General features: G+C 42.2%; 23 protein-coding genes and 1 pseudogene. All 24 read right to left on the bottom strand.

Annotated features, from left to right (window positions below; all coding sequences use genetic code 11):
* Positions 1 to 7: 7 nt before the first annotated feature.
* Positions 8 to 808, bottom strand: a complete 801-nt coding sequence (gene trpA / locus BBEV_RS07250) for a tryptophan synthase subunit alpha (protein WP_069364856.1) — start codon at positions 806 to 808, stop codon at positions 8 to 10.
* Positions 805 to 2,019: a tryptophan synthase subunit beta gene (gene trpB / locus BBEV_RS07245; RefSeq protein ID WP_069366650.1), complete on the bottom strand. Its 1,215-nt coding sequence runs from the start codon at positions 2,017 to 2,019 to the stop codon at positions 805 to 807. Before trpB ends, trpA begins: the two co-directional genes overlap by 4 nt.
* 48 nt (positions 2,020 to 2,067) lie before the next feature.
* Positions 2,068 to 2,634 (bottom strand): annotated as a pseudogene (locus BBEV_RS17965) (phosphoribosylanthranilate isomerase); the annotation flags it as partial.
* Between the two features lie 2 nt (positions 2,635 to 2,636).
* A complete protein-coding gene (trpC, locus tag BBEV_RS07240; RefSeq protein ID WP_069366649.1) occupies positions 2,637 to 3,401 on the bottom strand; it encodes an indole-3-glycerol phosphate synthase TrpC in 765 nt (254 codons plus the stop codon).
* Between the two features lie 5 nt (positions 3,402 to 3,406).
* Positions 3,407 to 4,432, bottom strand: a complete 1,026-nt coding sequence (trpD, locus tag BBEV_RS07235) for an anthranilate phosphoribosyltransferase (protein ID WP_069364855.1) — start codon at positions 4,430 to 4,432, stop codon at positions 3,407 to 3,409.
* Complete coding sequence (gene trpE, locus BBEV_RS07230; protein WP_069364854.1) at positions 4,429 to 5,940, bottom strand: anthranilate synthase component I; 1,512 nt, start codon at positions 5,938 to 5,940, stop codon at positions 4,429 to 4,431. The genes trpD and trpE overlap by 4 nt, the downstream gene beginning before the upstream one ends.
* A 258-nt stretch (positions 5,941 to 6,198) precedes the next feature.
* A complete protein-coding gene (gene aroH, locus BBEV_RS07225; RefSeq protein WP_084007278.1) occupies positions 6,199 to 6,585 on the bottom strand; it encodes a chorismate mutase in 387 nt (128 codons plus the stop codon).
* A complete protein-coding gene (aroB, locus tag BBEV_RS07220) occupies positions 6,582 to 7,676 on the bottom strand; it encodes a 3-dehydroquinate synthase (protein WP_069364853.1) in 1,095 nt (364 codons plus the stop codon). Before aroB ends, aroH begins: the two co-directional genes overlap by 4 nt.
* Positions 7,676 to 8,845, bottom strand: coding sequence for a chorismate synthase (aroC, locus tag BBEV_RS07215; RefSeq protein WP_069364852.1), 1,170 nt, complete (start codon positions 8,843 to 8,845; stop codon positions 7,676 to 7,678). Before aroC ends, aroB begins: the two co-directional genes overlap by 1 nt.
* A 161-nt stretch (positions 8,846 to 9,006) precedes the next feature.
* Positions 9,007 to 9,786 carry a CheR family methyltransferase gene (locus tag BBEV_RS07210; RefSeq protein WP_069364851.1) on the bottom strand — a complete coding sequence of 260 codons (780 nt, stop codon included), beginning with the start codon at positions 9,784 to 9,786 and terminating at the stop codon, positions 9,007 to 9,009.
* A gap of 96 nt (positions 9,787 to 9,882) precedes the next feature.
* Positions 9,883 to 10,287 carry a nucleoside-diphosphate kinase gene (gene ndk, locus BBEV_RS07205; RefSeq protein WP_069364850.1) on the bottom strand — a complete coding sequence of 135 codons (405 nt, stop codon included), beginning with the start codon at positions 10,285 to 10,287 and terminating at the stop codon, positions 9,883 to 9,885.
* 154 nt (positions 10,288 to 10,441) lie between these two features.
* The gene (hepT, locus tag BBEV_RS07200; RefSeq protein WP_069364849.1) at positions 10,442 to 11,413 is read right to left on the bottom strand and encodes a heptaprenyl diphosphate synthase component II; all 972 of its coding nucleotides are present in this window, start codon (positions 11,411 to 11,413) and stop codon (positions 10,442 to 10,444) included.
* Positions 11,410 to 12,285, bottom strand: a complete 876-nt coding sequence (locus BBEV_RS07195; RefSeq protein ID WP_069364848.1) for a menaquinone biosynthesis protein — start codon at positions 12,283 to 12,285, stop codon at positions 11,410 to 11,412. Before BBEV_RS07195 ends, hepT begins: the two co-directional genes overlap by 4 nt.
* A gap of 19 nt (positions 12,286 to 12,304) precedes the next feature.
* Complete coding sequence (locus tag BBEV_RS07190; RefSeq protein WP_069364847.1) at positions 12,305 to 13,168, bottom strand: UbiA-like polyprenyltransferase; 864 nt, start codon at positions 13,166 to 13,168, stop codon at positions 12,305 to 12,307.
* A 15-nt stretch (positions 13,169 to 13,183) separates the two neighbouring features.
* The gene (locus BBEV_RS07185; RefSeq protein ID WP_069364846.1) at positions 13,184 to 13,909 is read right to left on the bottom strand and encodes a demethylmenaquinone methyltransferase; all 726 of its coding nucleotides are present in this window, start codon (positions 13,907 to 13,909) and stop codon (positions 13,184 to 13,186) included.
* 3 nt (positions 13,910 to 13,912) lie between these two features.
* A complete protein-coding gene (locus BBEV_RS07180) occupies positions 13,913 to 14,716 on the bottom strand; it encodes a heptaprenyl diphosphate synthase component 1 (RefSeq protein WP_069364845.1) in 804 nt (267 codons plus the stop codon).
* Between the two features lie 268 nt (positions 14,717 to 14,984).
* Positions 14,985 to 15,203 carry a trp RNA-binding attenuation protein MtrB gene (mtrB, locus tag BBEV_RS07175; protein ID WP_069364844.1) on the bottom strand — a complete coding sequence of 73 codons (219 nt, stop codon included), beginning with the start codon at positions 15,201 to 15,203 and terminating at the stop codon, positions 14,985 to 14,987.
* Positions 15,204 to 15,231: 28 nt separating this feature from the next.
* Complete coding sequence (folE, locus tag BBEV_RS07170) at positions 15,232 to 15,807, bottom strand: GTP cyclohydrolase I FolE (protein ID WP_407690245.1); 576 nt, start codon at positions 15,805 to 15,807, stop codon at positions 15,232 to 15,234.
* Positions 15,808 to 16,030: 223 nt separating this feature from the next.
* Entirely contained in the window at positions 16,031 to 16,303 is a 273-nt protein-coding gene (locus tag BBEV_RS07165) for an HU family DNA-binding protein (protein WP_069364842.1), read from the bottom strand.
* 240 nt (positions 16,304 to 16,543) lie between these two features.
* Positions 16,544 to 17,263: a YphF family lipoprotein gene (locus BBEV_RS07160; protein WP_069364841.1), complete on the bottom strand. Its 720-nt coding sequence runs from the start codon at positions 17,261 to 17,263 to the stop codon at positions 16,544 to 16,546.
* A 12-nt stretch (positions 17,264 to 17,275) separates the two neighbouring features.
* Positions 17,276 to 17,479 carry a DUF2768 domain-containing protein gene (locus BBEV_RS07155; protein ID WP_069364840.1) on the bottom strand — a complete coding sequence of 68 codons (204 nt, stop codon included), beginning with the start codon at positions 17,477 to 17,479 and terminating at the stop codon, positions 17,276 to 17,278.
* Between the two features lie 162 nt (positions 17,480 to 17,641).
* Positions 17,642 to 18,685, bottom strand: coding sequence for an NAD(P)H-dependent glycerol-3-phosphate dehydrogenase (locus BBEV_RS07150; RefSeq protein WP_069364839.1), 1,044 nt, complete (start codon positions 18,683 to 18,685; stop codon positions 17,642 to 17,644).
* A gap of 19 nt (positions 18,686 to 18,704) precedes the next feature.
* The gene (plsY, locus tag BBEV_RS07145; RefSeq protein WP_069366647.1) at positions 18,705 to 19,313 is read right to left on the bottom strand and encodes a glycerol-3-phosphate 1-O-acyltransferase PlsY; all 609 of its coding nucleotides are present in this window, start codon (positions 19,311 to 19,313) and stop codon (positions 18,705 to 18,707) included.
* Between the two features lie 53 nt (positions 19,314 to 19,366).
* Positions 19,367 to 20,683, bottom strand: a complete 1,317-nt coding sequence (gene der / locus BBEV_RS07140; protein ID WP_069366646.1) for a ribosome biogenesis GTPase Der — start codon at positions 20,681 to 20,683, stop codon at positions 19,367 to 19,369.
* Positions 20,684 to 20,743: the final 60 nt, after the last annotated feature.

The following is a 20,743-nucleotide window of genomic DNA, read 5'->3' as shown; positions in this document are numbered from 1 at the left end:
CTCTATATTAGTACGAAATCAGTTCTTGTACAAATCCTTTAATCTCATTCAATGCTCCGTGTTTTCTTTCGGGATCGAGCAAGTCTTCTTCAAGCGAACCGATTTTTCTAACGAGGGCACTGCCGACAATTGCCCCATCGGCAATTTTTTGAAAAAAAGAAACGTGTTCAGGCGTGGAAATACCAAACCCGGCCAAGACTGGTACACGACTGAATGACTTCACGGTTTCAATTTCTGCTTTCAATGTCTCTGAGAACTCCTGTCTCGTACCTGTTACGCCTAATGAAGTTACATAATAAACGAATCCATCCGCATCTTTACAGATTTTTTCGACACGGGACCTTGAACTCGGTGCAACTAATGGTATCAAAGAGAGATCGTGCTTCTGACAGTATTCCCGGTATGAGTGACTTTCCTCATAGGGTAAGTCCGGAATCAATAGTCCGTCAAAGCCTGCTTCGCCCATTTCTTGAACAAGTTTCTCAAAACCGAAACTCAGCACTGGATTCACATAGGTGAACAGTACGGTCGGAAGTGTCAAACCACGTTCTCTGGCATCCTTCATGGTGGATAAGGCTTTAGTCAGGCTGCCGCCTCTTTTCAAAGCACGCTGTCCTGCTTCCTGGATAACAGGACCATCTGCTAATGGATCTGAGAAAGGTACGCCCCATTCGAGCGCTTCAACCCCTGCTTCCTGTAAAGTTAACGCAATATCCACCGATACTTCCGGAGAAGGGTCAGAACTCATCATATAAGGTACAAATCGCTTGGTTGCTTTCGTGAATGCTTCGTTATTTAAGCGGTTCATGACTGGACATCCCCTTCCACTTTTGCCTGTATGGTCTGCACATCTTTATCACCGCGCCCTGACAGACAAACGAGCAGTACCTCATCTTCATCCATTTCAGGAGCTTTTTGCTTTACATAAGCCAGTGCATGGGCTGTTTCTATCGCAGGGAGGATCCCCTCGAGCTCAGCTAAATCCTTCAATGCATCCATTGCTTCATCATCAGTGATTGGGACGTATTGAACACGTTTTGTATCACGAAGATGGGCATGTTCCGGTCCTATACCAGGATAATCCAGACCTGCAGAAATTGAATAAGGTTCGGTAATATTTCCGTCAACATCCTGGATCAAATAGCTGAGAGATCCATGCAGAACACCTTTACGTCCTTTAAACAGTGTCGCAGCGTGTTCCGTGGTTTCAACACCTTTCCCGGCTGCTTCTGCACCCGTTAAACGCACATCATCATCGAGAAATGGGTAGAACATGCCCATGGCATTACTGCCGCCTCCGACACATGCTACGACCTCATCAGGTAATTTCCCGGTTTCTTCGATCATCTGCTGCTTGCTTTCATCACCGATGATCCGCTGGAAATCCCGTACCATCATTGGATATGGATGAGGTCCCACGACACTGCCAATGATATAAAACGTATCCTCTACATGGGCTACCCAGTGGCGGATCGCTTCATTGGTAGCATCCTTCAACGTATGACCTCCGGAGGTTACTTCAATAACCTCAGCACCCATAAGCTTCATTCGAAATACGTTTAGCTCCTGTCTTCTGATGTCTTCTTTTCCCATAAACACTTTACATTTCAATCCGAATCGTGCAGCCATTGTGGCCGTTGCTACACCGTGTTGTCCAGCACCGGTCTCAGCAATAATCTCTTTTTTACCCATCCGCATTGCCAGTAACCCTTGAGCAAGTGCATTATTGATCTTGTGGGCTCCGGTATGATTTAAATCCTCACGTTTTAAATAGATTTTCGCTCCGCCATAATGTTCAGTCAGCTGAGGTGCATATGTCAATGCCGTGGGCCTGCCTGAAAATCGTTCCAGTTCACTTGTCAGCTTTTCCTGGAATGCCGGGTCTTCTTTCGCATCCAAAAAAGCTGCTTCCAATTCTTCCAGAGCGTACATTAACGTCTCGGGGACATATTTCCCGCCGAATTCACCATATCGTCCGAAAGAATCCGGAGCGTTGTATTTTCCTTTCGTTGAATCCATCATACTTTTCAACTTCCTTTCGTCTTTAATCCCATCAGTTTCTGTTCCGGATGATACATCAACACCTCTTGCGCCGCAAGCTATCAATTCTTTGATATTATCAGGTGTTACACCGCCTGCAATCAGGCACACCTTCCCTTGTTGTGAAGCCAGTGTTTCATAAGCCGGGACCGAATTCCAATTGAAGGATTGTCCGGTTCCTCCCCAACCATCCTGGGATAATGTATCAATAATATAGCCATCAGAGATGATTTCATATTTTTTCATCAGATCGATACCTTGATCAGAATGATGGATCGTTTTGAAAATCAGTTTGTTTGTTCGTTCTTTCACTTGTTTTAATACAGCCAACTCTTCTGTTCCATGAGCTTGAATCACATCAAGATTTGCCAGAACAGCTGTTTCGACCATTTCCTCTTCAGTGGCATTTACAAAAACGCCGACATGACGTGTTTTGCCATTTGAATATTTTTGAATCCAGCTTGCCACATCTTCCGGATTTACTTTTCGTTTTGAATCTGCGAAGATAAAACCTGCATAGTCAGGGGATAGCGCTATTGCCTTTTTGTAGTCTGATTCACTGGTAATCCCGCAAAATTTCAGCTTGATGCTCATCCTTACGCCTCCCCGTATATCAACTGGTTCATAAAAGCCTGCTTATCTTCAGCCAGCATGAAGGATTCTCCTGCAAGAATACCCTTTGCACCCGAATGAATAACGCGTAAAACATCTTTATGATTATGAATACCACTTTCACTGATCAGTGTAGTGCCTTGTGGAACAAGTTTTCCCAGCCTTTCTGTCACAGCCAGATCGGTTTCGAACGTTCTAAGATCCCGGTTATTTACCCCGATTAATTCAGGGGTCACTACTTGAAGAACCTGTTCAAGTTCGGATTCATCATGCACTTCAATCAATACATCCAAATCAAGTTCTCTGGCTTCATGATATAATTCTGCCAACTGCCGTGGTTCAAGAATAGCAGCAATCAGGAGGATTGCATCTGCGCCGATTCGTTCGGATTCCTGAACCTGAACACTTTCGATGATGAAGTCTTTTCGAAGTAATGGCAAATCAACCGATTCTTTAATGGCTGTCAGATAATTTTTATGCCCTTTAAAATAGTTTTCGTCCGTTAATACCGAAATTGCATCGGCTCCAATTTGAGAATAAATTCTCGCAATATTTACAGGGGCAAAGTCTTCTTTAATAATACCTTTGGAGGGACTTGCTTTTTTCACTTCTGCGATCACACCCAATGGATGCATTGAGCCTTTTACAGCTTTGACGAAAGAAACGTTCGGACGATTGGTTATCCGTTGTTCCGGCAAAATAATGTGTTTAATTTCTTCTTGTTTCGTTTTTACAATCTTGTCAAGAATCGTTGTCATGCCTGTTCCTCCATCTGATCCCCTGTTTGGGATTGCTGAATCTGTTCTAAGTGCTTTAGTACTTGGTCTCCCAGAGCCTGTTTTGCAAGCTTGACACCTTCTGCAATCGAAGTGGCTTCACCTGCAGTATATAGAGCCGCTCCCGCGTTCAGGAGCAGAAGGCCTGTTGCTTCCTCTGATGCCGTTTGATTAAAGATGCTTTTGATCAGATTGGCACTCTCTTGAGCCGATGTGACTACTGCACTGTCAATGGGACCACGCTTTAAACCGACTTCTTCCGGTGTGATTGTATAGGATTTTGAAACATCCCCAGTCACCTCTATGACTCTGCTCGGACCAGTAATCGTTAATTCATCCAATCCGTCGTGTCCGGTTACAATGAGTACTTTGTTTAAGTTCAGGCGCTTAACAGCTTCTGCCATAATGTCTGCTTCTTTTTCACCATATACACCAATGATTCTGTAAGATGCACCTGCAGGGTTCGTAAGTGGCCCTAACAAATTGAAGATCGTTTTTATTTTTAGTGCTGCCCGCACGGGGCCGACATATTTCATTGCGGCATGATAATCCGGGGCAAAAAAGAAACTGAGATGGTTCTTTGAAATTGCTGTTATTGCTTCTTCTTCACTTTGATGAAAGGGAATACCCAAGATTTCAAGGACATCCGCACTGCCAGTCTTTGAAGAGATACTTCGATTTCCGTGTTTCGCAATATTCACGCCCATACTGCTCAGCAGGATCGCGGAAGCCGTCGACACATTGTAAGAGCCGGATGAATCACCACCTGTTCCACATGTGTCCAGCAATTTACCTGGAATTGAAATATTCTTGGCTTTTGTCTGCATTCCTTTTGCAAAACCGGCCAGCTCTTCGGCTGTGATGCCGCGAAATTGCATGATAGCTAATACGGCAGCCATTGTTTCGTGGTTATGCTTGCCTGTCATCATTTCTTCCACAAACTGCTTCGCTTCTTTTTCCGTTAACGTTTGATGTTCCATCAGTTGATCTATGGTCCGTTTCATTTTGAGTTGACCTCCTCTGATTGCGTGCGGGCTTCAGCGACTTGAATCGCATAAAGGAGTGCCTTGGCTTTATTGCGTGTTTCTTCATACTCAAGTTCAGGCACTGAATCCTGTACGATTCCGGCTCCAGCTTGCACATAAGCGGTCCCGTTTTTCACGATCATCGTCCGGATTGCGATACACGAATCAATGGCATCATTGAACCCGCAATAGGCTATGGCACCGGCATATACTCCCCTCCGTTGTTTCTCGAGGTCCTGTATGATCTCTACGGCTCTGACTTTTGGTGCACCAGATACCGTTCCTGCCGGATGTGTTGCAAATAATGCATCAAAAGGATGCAATCCTTCAGTCAATTGCCCAGTCACTTTTGAGATAATATGCATGACATGGGAGAAATAAGCAACTTCCATATAGGTGCCTACTTTCACTGTACCGAATTGACTGACACGTCCTATGTCATTACGTGCTAAATCAACGAGCATCAGATGCTCAGCGCGTTCTTTTTCATCTTTAAGGAGCTCCTCTTTGAGGGCCTTGTCTTCCGCATCATCTTTTCCACGTTTACGAGTGCCGGCAATGGGGTGAATTTCCAACTCTCCTGATTTATCCACTTTTAACAATCGCTCAGGGGAGCTTCCTATCACGTCCTGGTCGGGAAAGCGGATATAATAGAGATATGGTGAAGGATTCACCTTTCGTAATACCCTGTACAAGGAGAGGCCATCGGACTTAACCGGAACTTCAAAGCGTTGCGAAAGGACCGCCTGAAAAATATCGCCTTGTGCAATGTAACGTTTCACTTCCTCTACATCTGCTTCGAATGATTCTTTTGTATAACTCGACATTACGCCTTCGAAAACATCTTCTTTAATCGTAGTTTTAAAAGGAGTTAAAGCTTCCTGATCGGGTATCGGTCCGGATAATTGATCTATAATAGCGTTTATCCTAAGCGAAGCTTGATCGTGACAGTTGTCCGGTGATTCCGGTTCAATCTTTTGGAGGTGAACGATGGTTAATTCCTCTTTCCCATGATGATAGGCAAGAATCGTTTCGCAAAAAAGAAATGATACGTCTTTCTCTCCATTATCGAAGGCTTGTACGCGATCTTCGGTTAAGTGATAGGATTCGAAACTTGTATAACCGACAGCCCCTCCAGGAAACGGTACATTCGTCTGATCAGGAACCGGATTCAAATAAGCAGTTGCTTCGCGCCAGATTTCGGGCAGGGTTGAAGCTTTCGAGAGGATTTCATTATCGAGGTGGCTCTTGAATAAAAATCCACCTTTGTCACTCTCAATTCGGTAGATTGGATTTAAACCGATAAAAGAATAATTAGACCATGGGGAGAGTGGATCATTACTCTCCAAAATAAATGCCGCTTCATGGTCGAAATATTGAAATAATTGAATAGGCGTTCGTGTATCTGCAAACACCGTTGTGCTTTGAGGGACTGTTTTATAAGTTTTACTAAATTCATGGAAATCTGATTTACTGAATTGAAACATGTATTTGTCACCCTTTCATGGAGCATGAAAGAAGGTCGGCATCAAAGAAGTAGAGGATTTTTGTTATCCTGGGGGAAATGGGAAGTGAAGGATAATTGACTTATCAAAAAATCCGTCTGCCTGAGGGCAGACGGGTAGTAAGCATCCCAATCACTCTGCTCTTCTCTGCTCATCTGTCATTCTTCTCTCAACTCGGCTCTTAACTGTCATTCAAGATGGAAAGTGACTCCTCACTTTACCTCATCTTTAAGAGGGATTTTACCTTGATCCTCCTTCTTTTGTCAAGGATAAGTCCGGTCTGAGTTTCACAGCGTCTCTTAAGTAAACATGGCGGATGTCTTTTTGTTTTTTCGTCGTATTATAAGAAACCATCACTCTGATACATTTTTCCAAACTCTCTGGAACATTGATTTCTGTTGCACACATGACCGGAACATATTGAAAGTCTCTGAAATTCCTAAGGGAACGAGCAGGAAAAGCTGCATTGAGATCCTGCGTGACTGTAAACCAGATTTGTGAAATGTTTTCCGGATTCACGTCATTGTCTGACACAAGCTGCTGCAACATCTCCTGAGAAGCTTCGATGATTGCTTCGGCTGAATTGTTTTCAACCGTGGTTGCACCGCGGATTCCTCTTACCATCATCGCTTGATTCCCTCCATTTCCAGCGTATTATAAATATGATCATCATGAACCTCGATCAAATCAGGAGTGCCGATTGTCCGAAGCAGCACAAAATGTATGTTACCTGAGTTTGATTTCTTGTCTCGCTTCATTCGCTCAATCAGCCTTTTTGTACTGCAGGCTTCAGGAATCTTCAATTCAAACCCTTGTTCCTCTATAAATCGAAGTACATGATTGACTTCTGACATTTTGAGCATTCCTATGTTATCTCCGAGTTGCAGAGCGAAATGAATACCGATCATCACAGCTTCCCCATGTGTAATTTCGCCATAACCCAAGTCATTCTCAATGGCATGACCCAGTGTATGTCCAAAATTTAAAAAGGCTCTGACACCTTTCTCCCGTTCATCCTTTTGCACAATATTTGCTTTGATAGCGATGGACTTCGACAACATATCTCGAATCACTTCAGGTGTGAGCTGATCTCTTGGCGGGAATTCATTCACGAGCCAATCGAGGAAATCGCCATCCTGAATGAAACCATGCTTAATCACCTCTGCAAACCCCGATCGCCATTCGCGGTCACTCAACGTCGAAAATACATCCACATCATAAATCACTGCCTGTGGTGCATGAAACGAACCAATCAGATTTTTCCCGAGAGGGTGATTTATACCGGTCTTTCCTCCAACACTGCTATCATGTGCCAGCAATGTTGTGGGTACCTGGATGAAATCAATTCCCCGCATGTAGGTTGCCGCAGCGAAACCTGCCAAATCTCCAACGACACCACCGCCTATTGCGAGAATCAGGGATTTACGATCCAGTTCTGCTTCGAGCATGGCCGTCATCACTTCATAATACGTATCAAAGGATTTGCTTTCTTCTCCGCTTGGTACGGCCAACAGATGCACATGATTGTATTCCGACAAATATTGTTTGATTTTGTTCCCGTAAAGTTTCTCAACATGTTGATCGGTAATGATCATAATCCGGCTGCAGTCAGGGTTTGTCATCTGAACAGCTTCACCAATGGAAGAAAGAATTCCCTGACCAATCCAGACTGGATAAGCATGCGTAGAAGCCTGTATGGTCATGGCCGGGTCAATCATTAAAAGTCACCCACTTCTTTTTGATAATGAGCTAAATGTGCACGAATATCTTCTACGGTATCCGATCCAAACTTATCGAGAAAGGCATCGGCAAGCTCCCAGGCAACCGCAGCTTCACAAACCACAGCGGCAGCGGGTACGGCACAGCTGTCTGAGCGTTCAATACTTGCAGAGAAAGGTTCTTTCGTTTCAATATCTACACTTTGCAATGGTTTATATAGAGTAGGAATTGGTTTCATTGCTCCCTTAACAACGATCGGCATTCCGGTTGTCATGCCCCCTTCAAATCCGCCAAGGTTATTTGTTTTTCTTGAATAACCTTGCTCATTGTGCTGGATTTCATCGTGAACTTTACTGCCATTTTTTCTGGCAGCTTCAAACCCCATCCCGACTTCCACACCTTTGAATGCGTTTATGCTCATCACGGACATAGCAATTTTAGCATCGAGCTTTCGGTCATAATGCACGTAGCTGCCAAGACCAACAGGGACATTCTCAGCAACAACTTCAACAATACCGCCGATAGTATCTCCATTCTTTTTTGCATCATCAATCGCTTGTTTCATCTGTTCTTCCGCCTCAGTATCCAAGCAGCGCACTTCTGAATTTTCTGAGCGCGTTATGATTTCCTCTACTGGCAGCAATTCCTGTTCCTTTGCTCTTATATTTCCGATTTCACGAACATGACCTGCCAATCGAATCCCAAATTCCTCCAGGATCCGCTGAGCGACTGCTCCAACAGCCACGCGAACCGTTGTTTCCCGGGCGGATGAACGTTCCAAAACATTTCGCATATCCCGGTGCCGGTATTTTAAAGCCCCATTCAAATCAGCATGTCCCGGACGAGGGCGGGATATTTTACGTTTCACTTCATCTTCCTCTTCCTGAGACAAAGGTTCCGCACCCATGATTTTTTTCCAATGTGTCCAGTCTTTATTTTCCACATGTAACGTAATCGGTGCACCTGTTGTTTTTCCATGTCGGACGCCACTGGTGATTCTCACCTGGTCTTTTTCAATTTGCATTCTGCGCCCTCTTCCATACCCCTTTTGCCTTCTTGCTAAATGTTTATTAATATCCTCAGCCGTTAAACTTAGTTGACTTGGTACACCCTCAATAATGGCTGTTAGTTCAGGGCCATGTGATTCACCCGCTGTCAAAAATCTCATCTCTCATCACCTTCAACTTTCTTTATCGCTTTTATGTACTAAATTGTTTTATAATACTATTGTTCATGATTGTAACGAATTTTTCAAGTGAAAGGAACGATTTTTCTGAAATTTACCGATAAAAAATAAGTCAGACTCTTAAATTTAAGAGCCTGACCTGATCAAACATCACTGATTTTTTTATAAAAAAACGTTTTTTCTGCTGAAAAACCAAATCGCCCTGGATTAAATATCTGTTCTGTGCTGCCAACAAACAGGACTCCACCAAGCTTTAAAGAACGGCTGAAGTTCATATAGATTTCTTCTTTGGCCTGTTCTGTGAAATAAATCATAACATTTCGGCAAACAATCAGATCGTAACCCCTGTCATAATTATCAGCAAGCAGATTGTGTCTCTTAAATCGTATCTGCTGTTTAACGTCTTCTGTAACTTTGTAGCCCATTTGATCAGCGTGAAAATATTTCAACAGCATCCCTTCCGGAACATCTTTAATCGATCGTTCCGGGTAAAAACCTTTTATCGCACGATCAAGAATCGATTGATCAAGGTCCGTAGCAGTGACATCATATTGCCTGTCACTCAGATACTTACGAAGCAGCATCACCAGGGAGTAAGGTTCTTCACCAGTTGAACAAGCAGCACTCCACACCTTTAATTTTGAAGACTCTTTCATCAGCCTCGGTAAAATGTCACTCTCAAGAACTTCCCAACGCTGTGGATTTCTGAAAAATTCGGAAACGTTAATTGTCATTCGCTGCAAGAATTCTTCAAACAAATCATGATCTTGGGTCATTGCCTCAAAATAATCCATGAAACTTGAGAAGCTTCGCTTATCTCTGAGTGACGTTAACCTGCGCTTCATCTGCGCTTCTTTATACAAACTTAAATCAATTCCGGTTTTTCTTCGGATTCTGTCAACAAACTGATTATAATCATCTATAAGGTAAGAGTCACTCTTTTCTGCAAAATCTGATCTTCTCTAGTTTTACCATAAAATCATGAGGGTTACCATATGAAATCCATCAATTTCTTTACTTTATAGTTCTGGAAAAAATAAGTTGATTTCCCGTTTTGCACTTTCTTTCGAGTCAGAACCATGAATAATATTTTCAGACATTTCAGTAGCAAAATCCCCCCGGATTGTTCCAGGAGAAGCTTCTTCGGGATTGGTTGCTCCCATCATTTTACGAGCTTCTTTAATCACGTTATTACCTTCCAAGACCATCGCAAAAACCGGCCCTGATGTAATAAAATTGATTAACCCCGGAAAAAAAGGCTTATCAGCATGTTCACCATAATGTTCTTTGGCCAATTCTTCAGAAATCGTTATCATTTTAGCCGCCCGAAGTGTGAAGCCTTTCTTCTCGAAACGGTTTATCAATTCTCCCGTTAGTTTGCGACTTACACCATCAGGTTTGATCATTAAGTATGTCTGTTCCATTCTTCATCCTCCTGCATTAATCAATATATTGAAACCGCTATCATTCTATCAGTTATTCCGATCACTAACAAGAATTATCTGCTTATCAAAAATATGAAAAACCGAGCATATCAAAACGACACGCTCGGATTCATCAAAAACGTTCATATTGTATTCAGAATTTCCGATCCCCAATATATTGAGCAATTTCAGACAATGCTCGCTTTGCACGGATATCAGGAAGCTCCTCAAGTGCGGCATTAGCCTTTTCCAAATAAAGGTCAGACATGATCTTTGCATCCTTCACTGCCCCAGTTTCCTTGATTTTTGAAATAATACCATTCATATCTACCTTGTCGGTCCCATGACTCTCCAGGAAGTGGGTGATCTCATTTTTTAACTCTGCATCACGTTCCATAGCATATAAAGCCGGTAATGTGACGTTACCTTGGAGTAAATCACTCCCGGCAGGCTTACCGAGTTCTTTTTCTGTTCCTACAAAATCAAGAATATCATCGGTGATTTGAAAGGCCATCCCTGTATAATAGCCATAGCGTTTTAAACATTTTTGGATATGGCGATCAGCGCCAGCAATCAGTGCGCCAAGTTCACAGCTTACTGAAATCAAAAGTGCTGTTTTTCTTTTAATCCGCCGCAAATAAATTTTCAAATTTTGATCAGCATTAAACTGATCTTTTATTTGCTCCACCTCTCCGATACACATTTCGACCATCGCATCAGACAGAATTTCATGTAGACGGGGTTCTTGGCTTTGACTTGCTATTTCAATCGCTTTGGCAAACATATAATCACCTGTATACATCGCCACACGATTATCCCACTTCGCTTTAATTGTTTTTCTTCCGCGTCTTAATTCAGCATCATCTATAACATCGTCATGAACCAGCGAACCCATATGTATCATTTCAAGTGGAACAGCCACCAGTTTGACGCGTTCCAGGTCATACTGACCAAATTGAGCACCGAGCAGGACGAAAACCGGTCGAATCCTTTTTCCCCCTGCTTTCAAAAGATGCGAAGACGCCTGAATCAGGACAGGGTGCTGAGCATCAATACTATTTTCAATCTCCTTTTCTATTTTTGATATATCCTGCTTCAAATACAAATAGATCTCTGAGAGTTTCATTCTGAACCACCTAACGAAACAGATTGCCTGGTTGAATCTGGGTGCCAGATCTCCAGCCTGTTCACCTGATGATCGAGCAAGCCCATTTGATAAGCCAGCCTGTAGTAATATAATAAGCCTCGAACATGCGTATCTGTTAAATCATGATTCAAGCCATCAAAATAAGACATCCAAAATTGGGTGCTTCCATTAAATTTGGACTGGATAAATTGAATCATTTCCTCATAATGATCATCCTGACAGCGTTTCTTACTGATCTGGAATTGATTCATAACTTCTTTTAATAAATCGGGTTCACGCCGGGCAATGTTTTTTCTGACGGCAAAGACGGCATACGTCATTGGAAATCCCGTTTCTTTTCGCCATATTTCTCCCAGATCATACGTAAACGAGTGTGCATTGCCATGACGTTTTGCCATGATTGCATCATCACCAATCAATAATGCAGCCGAATACCTTTCCATCATACCCAGGTAATCAGGTTCTTCAACGGTATAACTGACGGATTGATGGTAAAATTCCTGCAAAATGATTTTAAGCAAATTCACGGAGGTAGCAGAACTCGATGTCAGTGCGATTTTCTCACCAGACAGCTGTTCAATCGGCTTTTTGGAAAATAAAAAAATAGATCCAACGGCATCAGGAGATGAAACAGAAAGGTCAGGCAAAATTTCGTAATCATGAATATGCTCCCCATATGAAAAAGACGATATGCCACCTACATCAATCGTCCCGTTGGCCATCCTGCTGTTCAGCTCAGATGGTATCGCTGGTATAAACGAGCAGCCCTGTTCCAGTAGCATGTCGCGATCCATATAATAAAACATCGGTAAAATATTTGTATAAGAAATTTCACCTATTCGAATCCCCATAATCCTTCCCCCATTAACGTCAGATCAAAATCAAATCACCAATCGAAAAAACAAGCATGATGACACTGATGATCCCGTTCATTGTAAAAAAAGCGACATTCACTCTTGATAAGTCATCTGAAGACACCAGAGAATGTTCATAAAACATAATCCCCCCCACGATCAGTACCCCCAGTAAATAAATCCAACTCAGTGGAGCGATAAAAAACAATGATATCATTGCTGTAAAACTGATCAAATGAAAACCCTTGGCCATCAGCAGTGCTTTGACAATGCCAAACCTGCTTGGAATTGAGTTCAGATTCACTTCTTTGTCGTATTCTGCATCTTGAGTCGCGTAAATGACATCAAAACCGGCAGTCCATAACGCAACTGCAATAAACAAAATGAAAGCTTCCCATGTCAGTGTCCCTGTGGCACCAACCCAGCCGCCTAAAGGAGCGAGTCCTATCGTCATTCCGAGAAAGACGTGACAAAGCCACGTGAACCGTTTGGTATACGAATAAAATACAAGGAAAAACACAGCGACCGGGAGTAAATATACGGCAAGCATATTTAATTGAAAAGCTGCAATAAATAACACAGCGAAAGATACCCCAATAAATACCAGTGTCTCCAATTTAGATAGTAAACCGGCAGGTATCGCACGCGTTTTTGTTCGAGGGTTGTCCAGATCAATTTGAGCATCAATCAGTCGATTAAGGGCCATTGCAGCACTTCTTGCACCGATCATAGCAAGGGTAATCCAAACCCATTCCATTAAAGACGGCCAGTTCCCCTCTATAATTAAGCTTCCGAGAACAGCACCAAGAAATGCGAATGGCAATGCGAATATGGTATGTTCAAATTTAATCATTTCGAGTATGACTCTCAGCTTTTTCATGATGGACTGTCTCCTTTAATACGATGGTTTTGCAGCTTGCGGCTTCACGGCAAAATGGCTGGCTGCAACACCACCCGAATAAGATCTGTATTTGACATTCAAAAAACCCGCCTGATGAAACAGATCCTTCAATTCCTCTTTTCCAGGGAATGATTGACTCGACTCCTGCAACCAGGAGTATTCTTCATAACTGTTAGCGAAAATCCTGCCAAACAACGGCATGATGTGCTTAAAATAAAGCCAGTATAATTCTTTGTATCCTTTTTGAGTTGGTTGCGAAGTTTCCAGACACACAACAAGACCGCCTGGTTTAACCACACGGTGCATCTCTTTTAAGGTTGCTAAATAGTCCGGAACATTTCTCAGTCCAAATCCGATGGTTACGTAATCGAAGGTATTTGAATCAAAAGGTAAATTCATCGCATTACCATGGATCAGCGCCACATGGTCCATCTCACTTTCAATTACCTTTTCTCTGCCTACTGACAGCATATTCTCACTGAAATCCAGCCCGACAACTTTCCCTTCGGCACCGGTTGCCTCTCCAAGATGCAACGTCCAATCTGCTGTACCACAGCAGACATCCAAAGCGGTATTTCCTGGCTTCACATTCATGATATTCATGGTATCCTTACGCCAGGCAACATGGCGCTGAAAGCTGATTATTCCATTCATTTTGTCGTATTGACTTGAAATGGATTCAAATACCGAATGAACCCGTTCTTCTTTTGAATTGGACATGACTTATCCTTCCTCCATAGCGTATGAATTACAATACGATTTATGATATCCCCACTCAGAACTATTCATACCAATATAAGCACAAAATTCGGCATAGTCAGGAATCTCTTGTTCAAGGTTAAGAAGTAATTGCTCTCTGATTGATTGAAATCCTTCTTCAATCGATTTCACCTCTGCCGACGAAATCATTGTCTTTTCGATGTATGCTGAAATCAGACTGTTTCCTTCTTGATGATAACGTTTCTCTTCGTCTTTCAGTGCCATAAGCAGCAGGTAATCCCCAACAGGTGTAAATCGTGATGTCAGGTCATATGCTTTGGCAAGCGATTCAGCGATTCCGGTAAACACTTTTCGTAAATCTTCAAAAACCGGCTTTCTTGCTTTTTTATCGTGTTGATAAATGACCATTTTAGCTTCGTTCACTTGCTGAATACCAAGTGACAGATGATACATTAACAACTCGTTTTTTGATCTTGAAAGGATATAATAATATAAAGAGCTGTAATAATCCCCGGCGAGTACTGTCAGCTGGCGTTTTGTCCGAAGATTCTCTATCCCGATGCCATGCTGATTAATCTGTTCATGCGTATCCAAGGCTTTCTGCACCAGAATCGATGTCAGAATCCCGTCATGAATATCTTCATATTCACCTTCGCTGTCATCAAAAAGATAGAGGAGCACAGATATAACATTAGGATGCAGCTCAGGGTCTCCAAGAAACTGTTTTAAATAACGATGATCAACAGCTTTATAAAAACTGCTCATAACTTTTTGAATGAAACTCACATCTTGATGTTTTAATACCATGTTCAAGTCCCCCAGAAATGAATATAGCAGATGACCTGCAATTTCCTTAGCTAAATCGTTTAAAGATCACCAGGTTCCGTTTCGTGTCATGTCATCCAAGTAATGTACACCATTCTATCACCCTACTACCTTTGTGCAGCAAGACACATCATAAGTATATCACAAAAGCACTGACAAAACGTATATCGAATTCTCTCTTGAATGAAGTTGATTCTTTAATGAGAGCGGTAACACGAGCAGCTAAAGAAAAAGCAGACCGAGGTCTGCTTTACTCATCTGAGGTCATTTCACCATGAGCTGTCTGAATTGTTGCTTTCCCCCGTATTTTAATTGCTGATGTGTGCTCTGTAAATTGAGCGATCATCATTTCGTTCTTATCCAATTTTTCTGAATGGTGAAACCTAGTGTCGGTCCCCCGAGTCAGACCAATCACATTTACACCATTTTCATTCGCTTTAATTACGATATAATCGCCGGTGTCTGCCATAAATAGGGTTCACCCTTTCTTAATGATTCTATCCTTGATCACGTATTAATGACATTACCTCTGCACGGGCAGCCTCGCTTCGTTGAAAAGCTCCACGAACAGCAGATGTAACCGTTTTTGCACCTGGCTTCCTTACTCCTCGCATAGTCATACACATATGCTCAGCTTCAACGATAACAATCACACCAAGTGGTGTTAATGTATCTACAATGGAATCAGCAAGTGTTGACGTGATTCGTTCCTGCAACTGAGGTTTTCTCGTTATAGATTCGACGGCTCTCGCCATTTTACTTAAACCGGTTACTTGACCACCTTTAGGGATATATCCGATATGAACTTTACCAAAGAAAGGCACCAAATGGTGCTCACATACGGAGTGGAAAGTAATATCTTTCACCAGTACCAGTTCTTCATGATCCTCACCGAACACCGTTTTAAAATGTTCTTTCGGATCCTGATGAAGACCCTCGAATATCTCTTCATACATTCTCGCTACCCGTTTTGGGGTGTCAAGCAATCCTTCACGTTCAGGATCTTCTCCCACCGCTTCAAGAATCATTGTCACCGCTTGCTGAATTTTTTCATGATCGACGTTACCACTCATATTGACTTCCTCCATTCAGAGACCAATTTGTATATCTTCAGATATCAATAGTAGCACAGTAAATTCCGATTTCAAAGTGAGTCGCCTTGTGATTGTATAAGTTTTGTATAAATTTCCGGGAACCAATGTGAGTCAACCAATGTCAAAGTATAAAAAAGTGCCCACAGCAACCGTATTGCTGATGAGCACTTATTTTTCTTACATTAATCTGCCCTTTATGTACTTATTTTACAGCATCTTTAAGGGCTTTTCCTGGTTTGAACGCAGGAACATTGCTAGCAGGAATTTCGATTTCTTCACCAGTTTGCGGATTGCGACCTTTACGGGCAGCACGTTCGCGAACTTCGAAGTTACCGAAACCAATTAATTGAACCTTGTCACCTTTTTTGAGAGAGTTTGTAATCACCTCAAACACAGCGTCAACCGCGCTAGTTGCATCTTTCTTGGAAAGGTCTGCTGATTCTGCAACTGCATTAATTAATTCAGTCTTGTTCATCTGTTTCACCTCCTCCCAGAGGATTTCCTCCAATCGTTTTCTCAAGTAATAAATTCGCTTGAAACATTGGAGTAACAAGGCTTATGTTAACTTAAACTGCTGAATAATTCAACAACTTTTATTGAATTCATGGAATATTTAAGATTATTTTACCGAGAATGACAGATTATCATAGTTTTTCGTCATAAATCGACGATATTTGAGTCGATTACTTGATACTAAAGTGTTTACTGCGTTAGATCAATTCTCTTTAAAAATGATTTCTCCGTCATCATTCATTGTCATCGGATAACTGTAATCGGGCACCACCGGATGATGATCTGTTAATAAATAGCGTAAATCATCCCCAGGTTCATAATCGTCTGCCCCCTCCTCTTCAATCACCTTCATGATATCTATCCGGTAATCCACGATTAGTGAACCATCGGTTTCCATGTATACAGGCAAGCGATGATCAGGATAAAACGGGCTCTGAACTGTGATTTCTTCATCATATTGCAGTGCGTTATAATCTGGTTGCATTAATCCTTCATGAACGATCTCTTTAACCGGCGCATACGTATTGTCAGAACGATACTGATAGATGCTGCGTTGAATTTCCTGAATCGCTCTGGACGTTCTGATATCAAGCAGCCTGACATCCATTTCTTCTTCAGGATTTAATATAACATATTGATATACCCCACCATTCTCAAAAGCATTGACAGGAAGTTGAGACAAATATGGGTTTAATTCTTTGAAATTAACAGGATAACGTCGAAATTCAGGCGTGTCCTGTTCCCGGGTTTCAATAGGCAGAACTCCTGTAACCTCTCTATATTCATGAACCGCATTTTCAACCGCCACTCGTTGATCTTCATAAGGTACATCTTGTGCACCTCTCTGATCCTGTGGAAAGAGACAACCACTCAGTATGAGAACTGAAATTATTAATGAATTTAATTGTATTAATTTTTTCATACAATTTCTCCTTTATTCTGGCACAGGTCCGGTAGCCACAACCAAAAAGATGATCAAACCGGATACCATGATCATGATAAACGTGACGGTTAAAACTGAGTACCGAAGTATACCACGCAATTTTTCTTTAGCAAAAATCGTTAAAACCACCGATAAAAACATGAGTCCCATGGATATGAAGGATATCCACATTTTCGCAATGCCATCCTCAAACATCGGCTTTTCCCCTTCCTGACTTTTCTACTATGAACACTTGTATTATAGCACAATAGGATTATATGATGCATGCTATAAACTTCTGTTTCAATTTCAAGAACAGATGACTATTTGTCTAAAAGTGAAAAAAGAAAACCGGAAGTTCCCGGTTTTCTTTACTGTTCATGGTTCAAGATGATTCAACGGATCCCCAAGCTTTAAATCTTCCACTTCCTGTTTTTTTACTCTGCCCATCAGTTCAGCTACTGCTTCATTGACAGGCTTATCATGAAACAGAACCTGGTAAAGCTCTTCCGTAATCGGCATTTCAACATTCAGTTTCGTAGCAAGCTGATAAGCAGCCTTTGTTGTACGGATCCCTTCAACGACCATACCCAGATCTTTCTCAACTTCCTGAACACTCTTACCAAGACCTAATGCATAACCTGCACGCCAGTTCCGTGAATGGACGCTTGTACAGGTGACTATCAAATCACCCAATCCGCCAAGACCTGCAAATGTCATTGGATTTGCGCCAAGTTTCAAACCAAGTCTTGCTATTTCAGCGAGTCCCCGGGTCATCAGTGCCGCTTTAGCATTATCCCCAAAACCGAGACCAGCAGTCATACCTGCGCCGATCGCAATGATATTTTTCAAAGCACCGCCCATTTCAACACCAATGACGTCCGGGTTTGTATAAACTCTAAAGTCATTATTCATGAACAGATCCTGAATTTCTCTTGCGAGCTCATCATCTTCACATGCACTCGTAACAGTAGTTGGCTGCTTTTCACATACTTCTTCAGCATGAGAGGGTCCTGACAGAACCACAACACCTCTTCGTAACGCTTCAGGAATCTCCTCTTCGATAATTTCGGAGATCCTCATATTTGTTTCTGGTTCAATACCTTTACTCGCATGGACGAAAAGAACCGCTTTGTCCAAATGCTTTCTGATCTCCGGCAATACCTGACGCATTGCTTTAGTAGGAACTACAACAACGACGACTTCCGTATTATTCAATGCTTCTGCCATGTCTGCTGTGGCCTTTATACCTTCAGGCAGGACGATATCGGGGACATACTTTGGATTTCGCCGATCCTGATTAATCGCTTCAACTTGTTCAATTGATCTGCTCCATAGGGAAACCCGATGACCATTATCCGCCAATACCATCGACAGTGCTGTTCCCCAACTTCCCGAACCAACAACGGTAACGTCACTCATCGCTAACTCCTCCAATCCCTTAAACTTCAACTTTTTGACCGAGTTTGCTTTCAGTGCCATTCAACAATCGCTCAATATTCGTCCGGTGTCTCCAAATTGAAAGTCCGGTAATGACTGCCAAAACAAGCAGAAAGTAAACCTGAAACGTCTCAGAAAATAATTGGACTGCAAGGGTGAACAGGAGCGTATTAAAAATGAAAAGCAAGGAACCTAGTGAGACAAAGCGTGTTATTACGATGGACAAAATCGCAATGACTCCCGATACAAGTGCCGGGAAAAAAACAAGGGTAGCCATGACTCCAATCGTTGTTGCTACTCCTTTTCCCCCTCTGAAACCGAAAAAAACAGGCCAGTTATGTCCAAGAATTGAAGCAAGCCCTGCCAGCGCTCCGGCAATCGCCGGATCCATGGCTCCTGAAAAGAAGTAGCCGATAAACACTGCCAAAATTCCTTTTGCTGCATCCAGGATCAGTACTGCTACAGCAGGACCTGTTCCGAGAACGCGCAACGTATTGGTTGCTCCTGCATTGCCGCTTCCGTGATCCCTGATATCCAGTTTTTTGAGTAATTGTCCAGTCAGATAACTGAAACTGACGGAACCCAACAGATAAGCGATAATCAACGCCATAATAAAATAAAAATAGTCCAAAGCAATCGCTCCTTTGTCAGTAAAAAATGAAATTAATCACTCTTTTTACGGGCTATCATATGAATCGGTGTACCCGTAAATCCAAATGCTTCACGCAGTCGATTTTCCAGATATCTTCGATAGGAAAAATGCAATAATTCAGGATCATTGACAAACATTACGAATGTTGGTGGTGCAACAGAAACCTGGGTCGTATAATTGATTCGCAGACGTTTTCCACCTGAGTCAGTGGGAGTTGGATTCATGGTCACAGCATCGACGATGACATCATTTAATACGTGAGTTTGAACTCTGAGGTTATGTGCTTCACTCACTTCATTCACAACAGGCAGAATTGTATGCATTCTTCGTTTAGTCAAGGCGGAAACGAAGACTACAGGTGCATAATCAAGAAACACAAATTCATGACGTATTTTTTCTTCGAAACGCAGCATCGTTTTATCATCCTTCGTAACTGCATCCCATTTGTTGACAACTATCACAATCGCTCTGCCCGCTTCATGCGCATAGCCTGCAATCTTTTTATCTTGCTCGATAATTCCTTCTTCAGCGTCTAATACAACTAAAACAACATCAGATCTTTCAATTGCTTTTAAAGCTCTCAGTACACTGTATTTCTCTGTTTTTTCATATACTTTTCCTCTTTTTCTCATACCTGCTGTATCAATTACAACATAATCCTTGTCGTCTTTTTGAAAAGTTGTATCAATCGCATCCCGTGTTGTACCTGCCATTTCACTGACAATTACACGTTCTTCTCCAAGCATTGCATTTACCAGTGAAGACTTCCCGACATTCGGTCGACCGATCAGACTCATACGAATCGTATCAGGGTCATATCCATCTTCCTCTAATGCAGGGAAAGATTTGCAAGCTTCGTCGAGCAGATCACCAAGACCCAGGCCATGTGTTCCTGAAACAGGATAGGGTTCACCCACTCCGAGACTGTAAAATTCATATAATTTTTCAAACATCGATGGATCATCAATTTTATTCACTGCCAAAACAATCGGCTTCTTCGAACGATGAAGAATCTGCGCAACTTCTTCATCTGCTGCAGTCATTCCTTCTCTTCCGTTTACAACAAAACAAATAACGTCGGCTTCGTCAATGGCAAGCTCTGCCTGATAACGAACCTGTTCGATCAACGGCTCATCACTGATATCTATCCCACCGGTATCAATGATGAAAAATTCATGCGTCAGCCAATCTGCTGAACTGTATATCCGATCACGGGTCACACCCGGCTTATCTTCAACAATGGAAATCCTTTCACCGACTACTCGATTAAACAGTGTTGATTTTCCTACATTTGGTCTTCCTACAATTGCTAAAACTGGTTTAACCACAATTACTTCCCCACTTTCTTTCAAATTGCCACCTTATCATTATACGGGCTGAATAGTCAG

It is taken from the genome of Salisediminibacterium beveridgei (assembly GCF_001721685.1).
Lineage (GTDB): Bacteria > Bacillota > Bacilli > Bacillales > Salisediminibacteriaceae > Salisediminibacterium > Salisediminibacterium beveridgei.
Note: the sequence above shows the minus strand (reverse complement) of the source record. Positions and strands in the feature narration are given on the sequence as shown.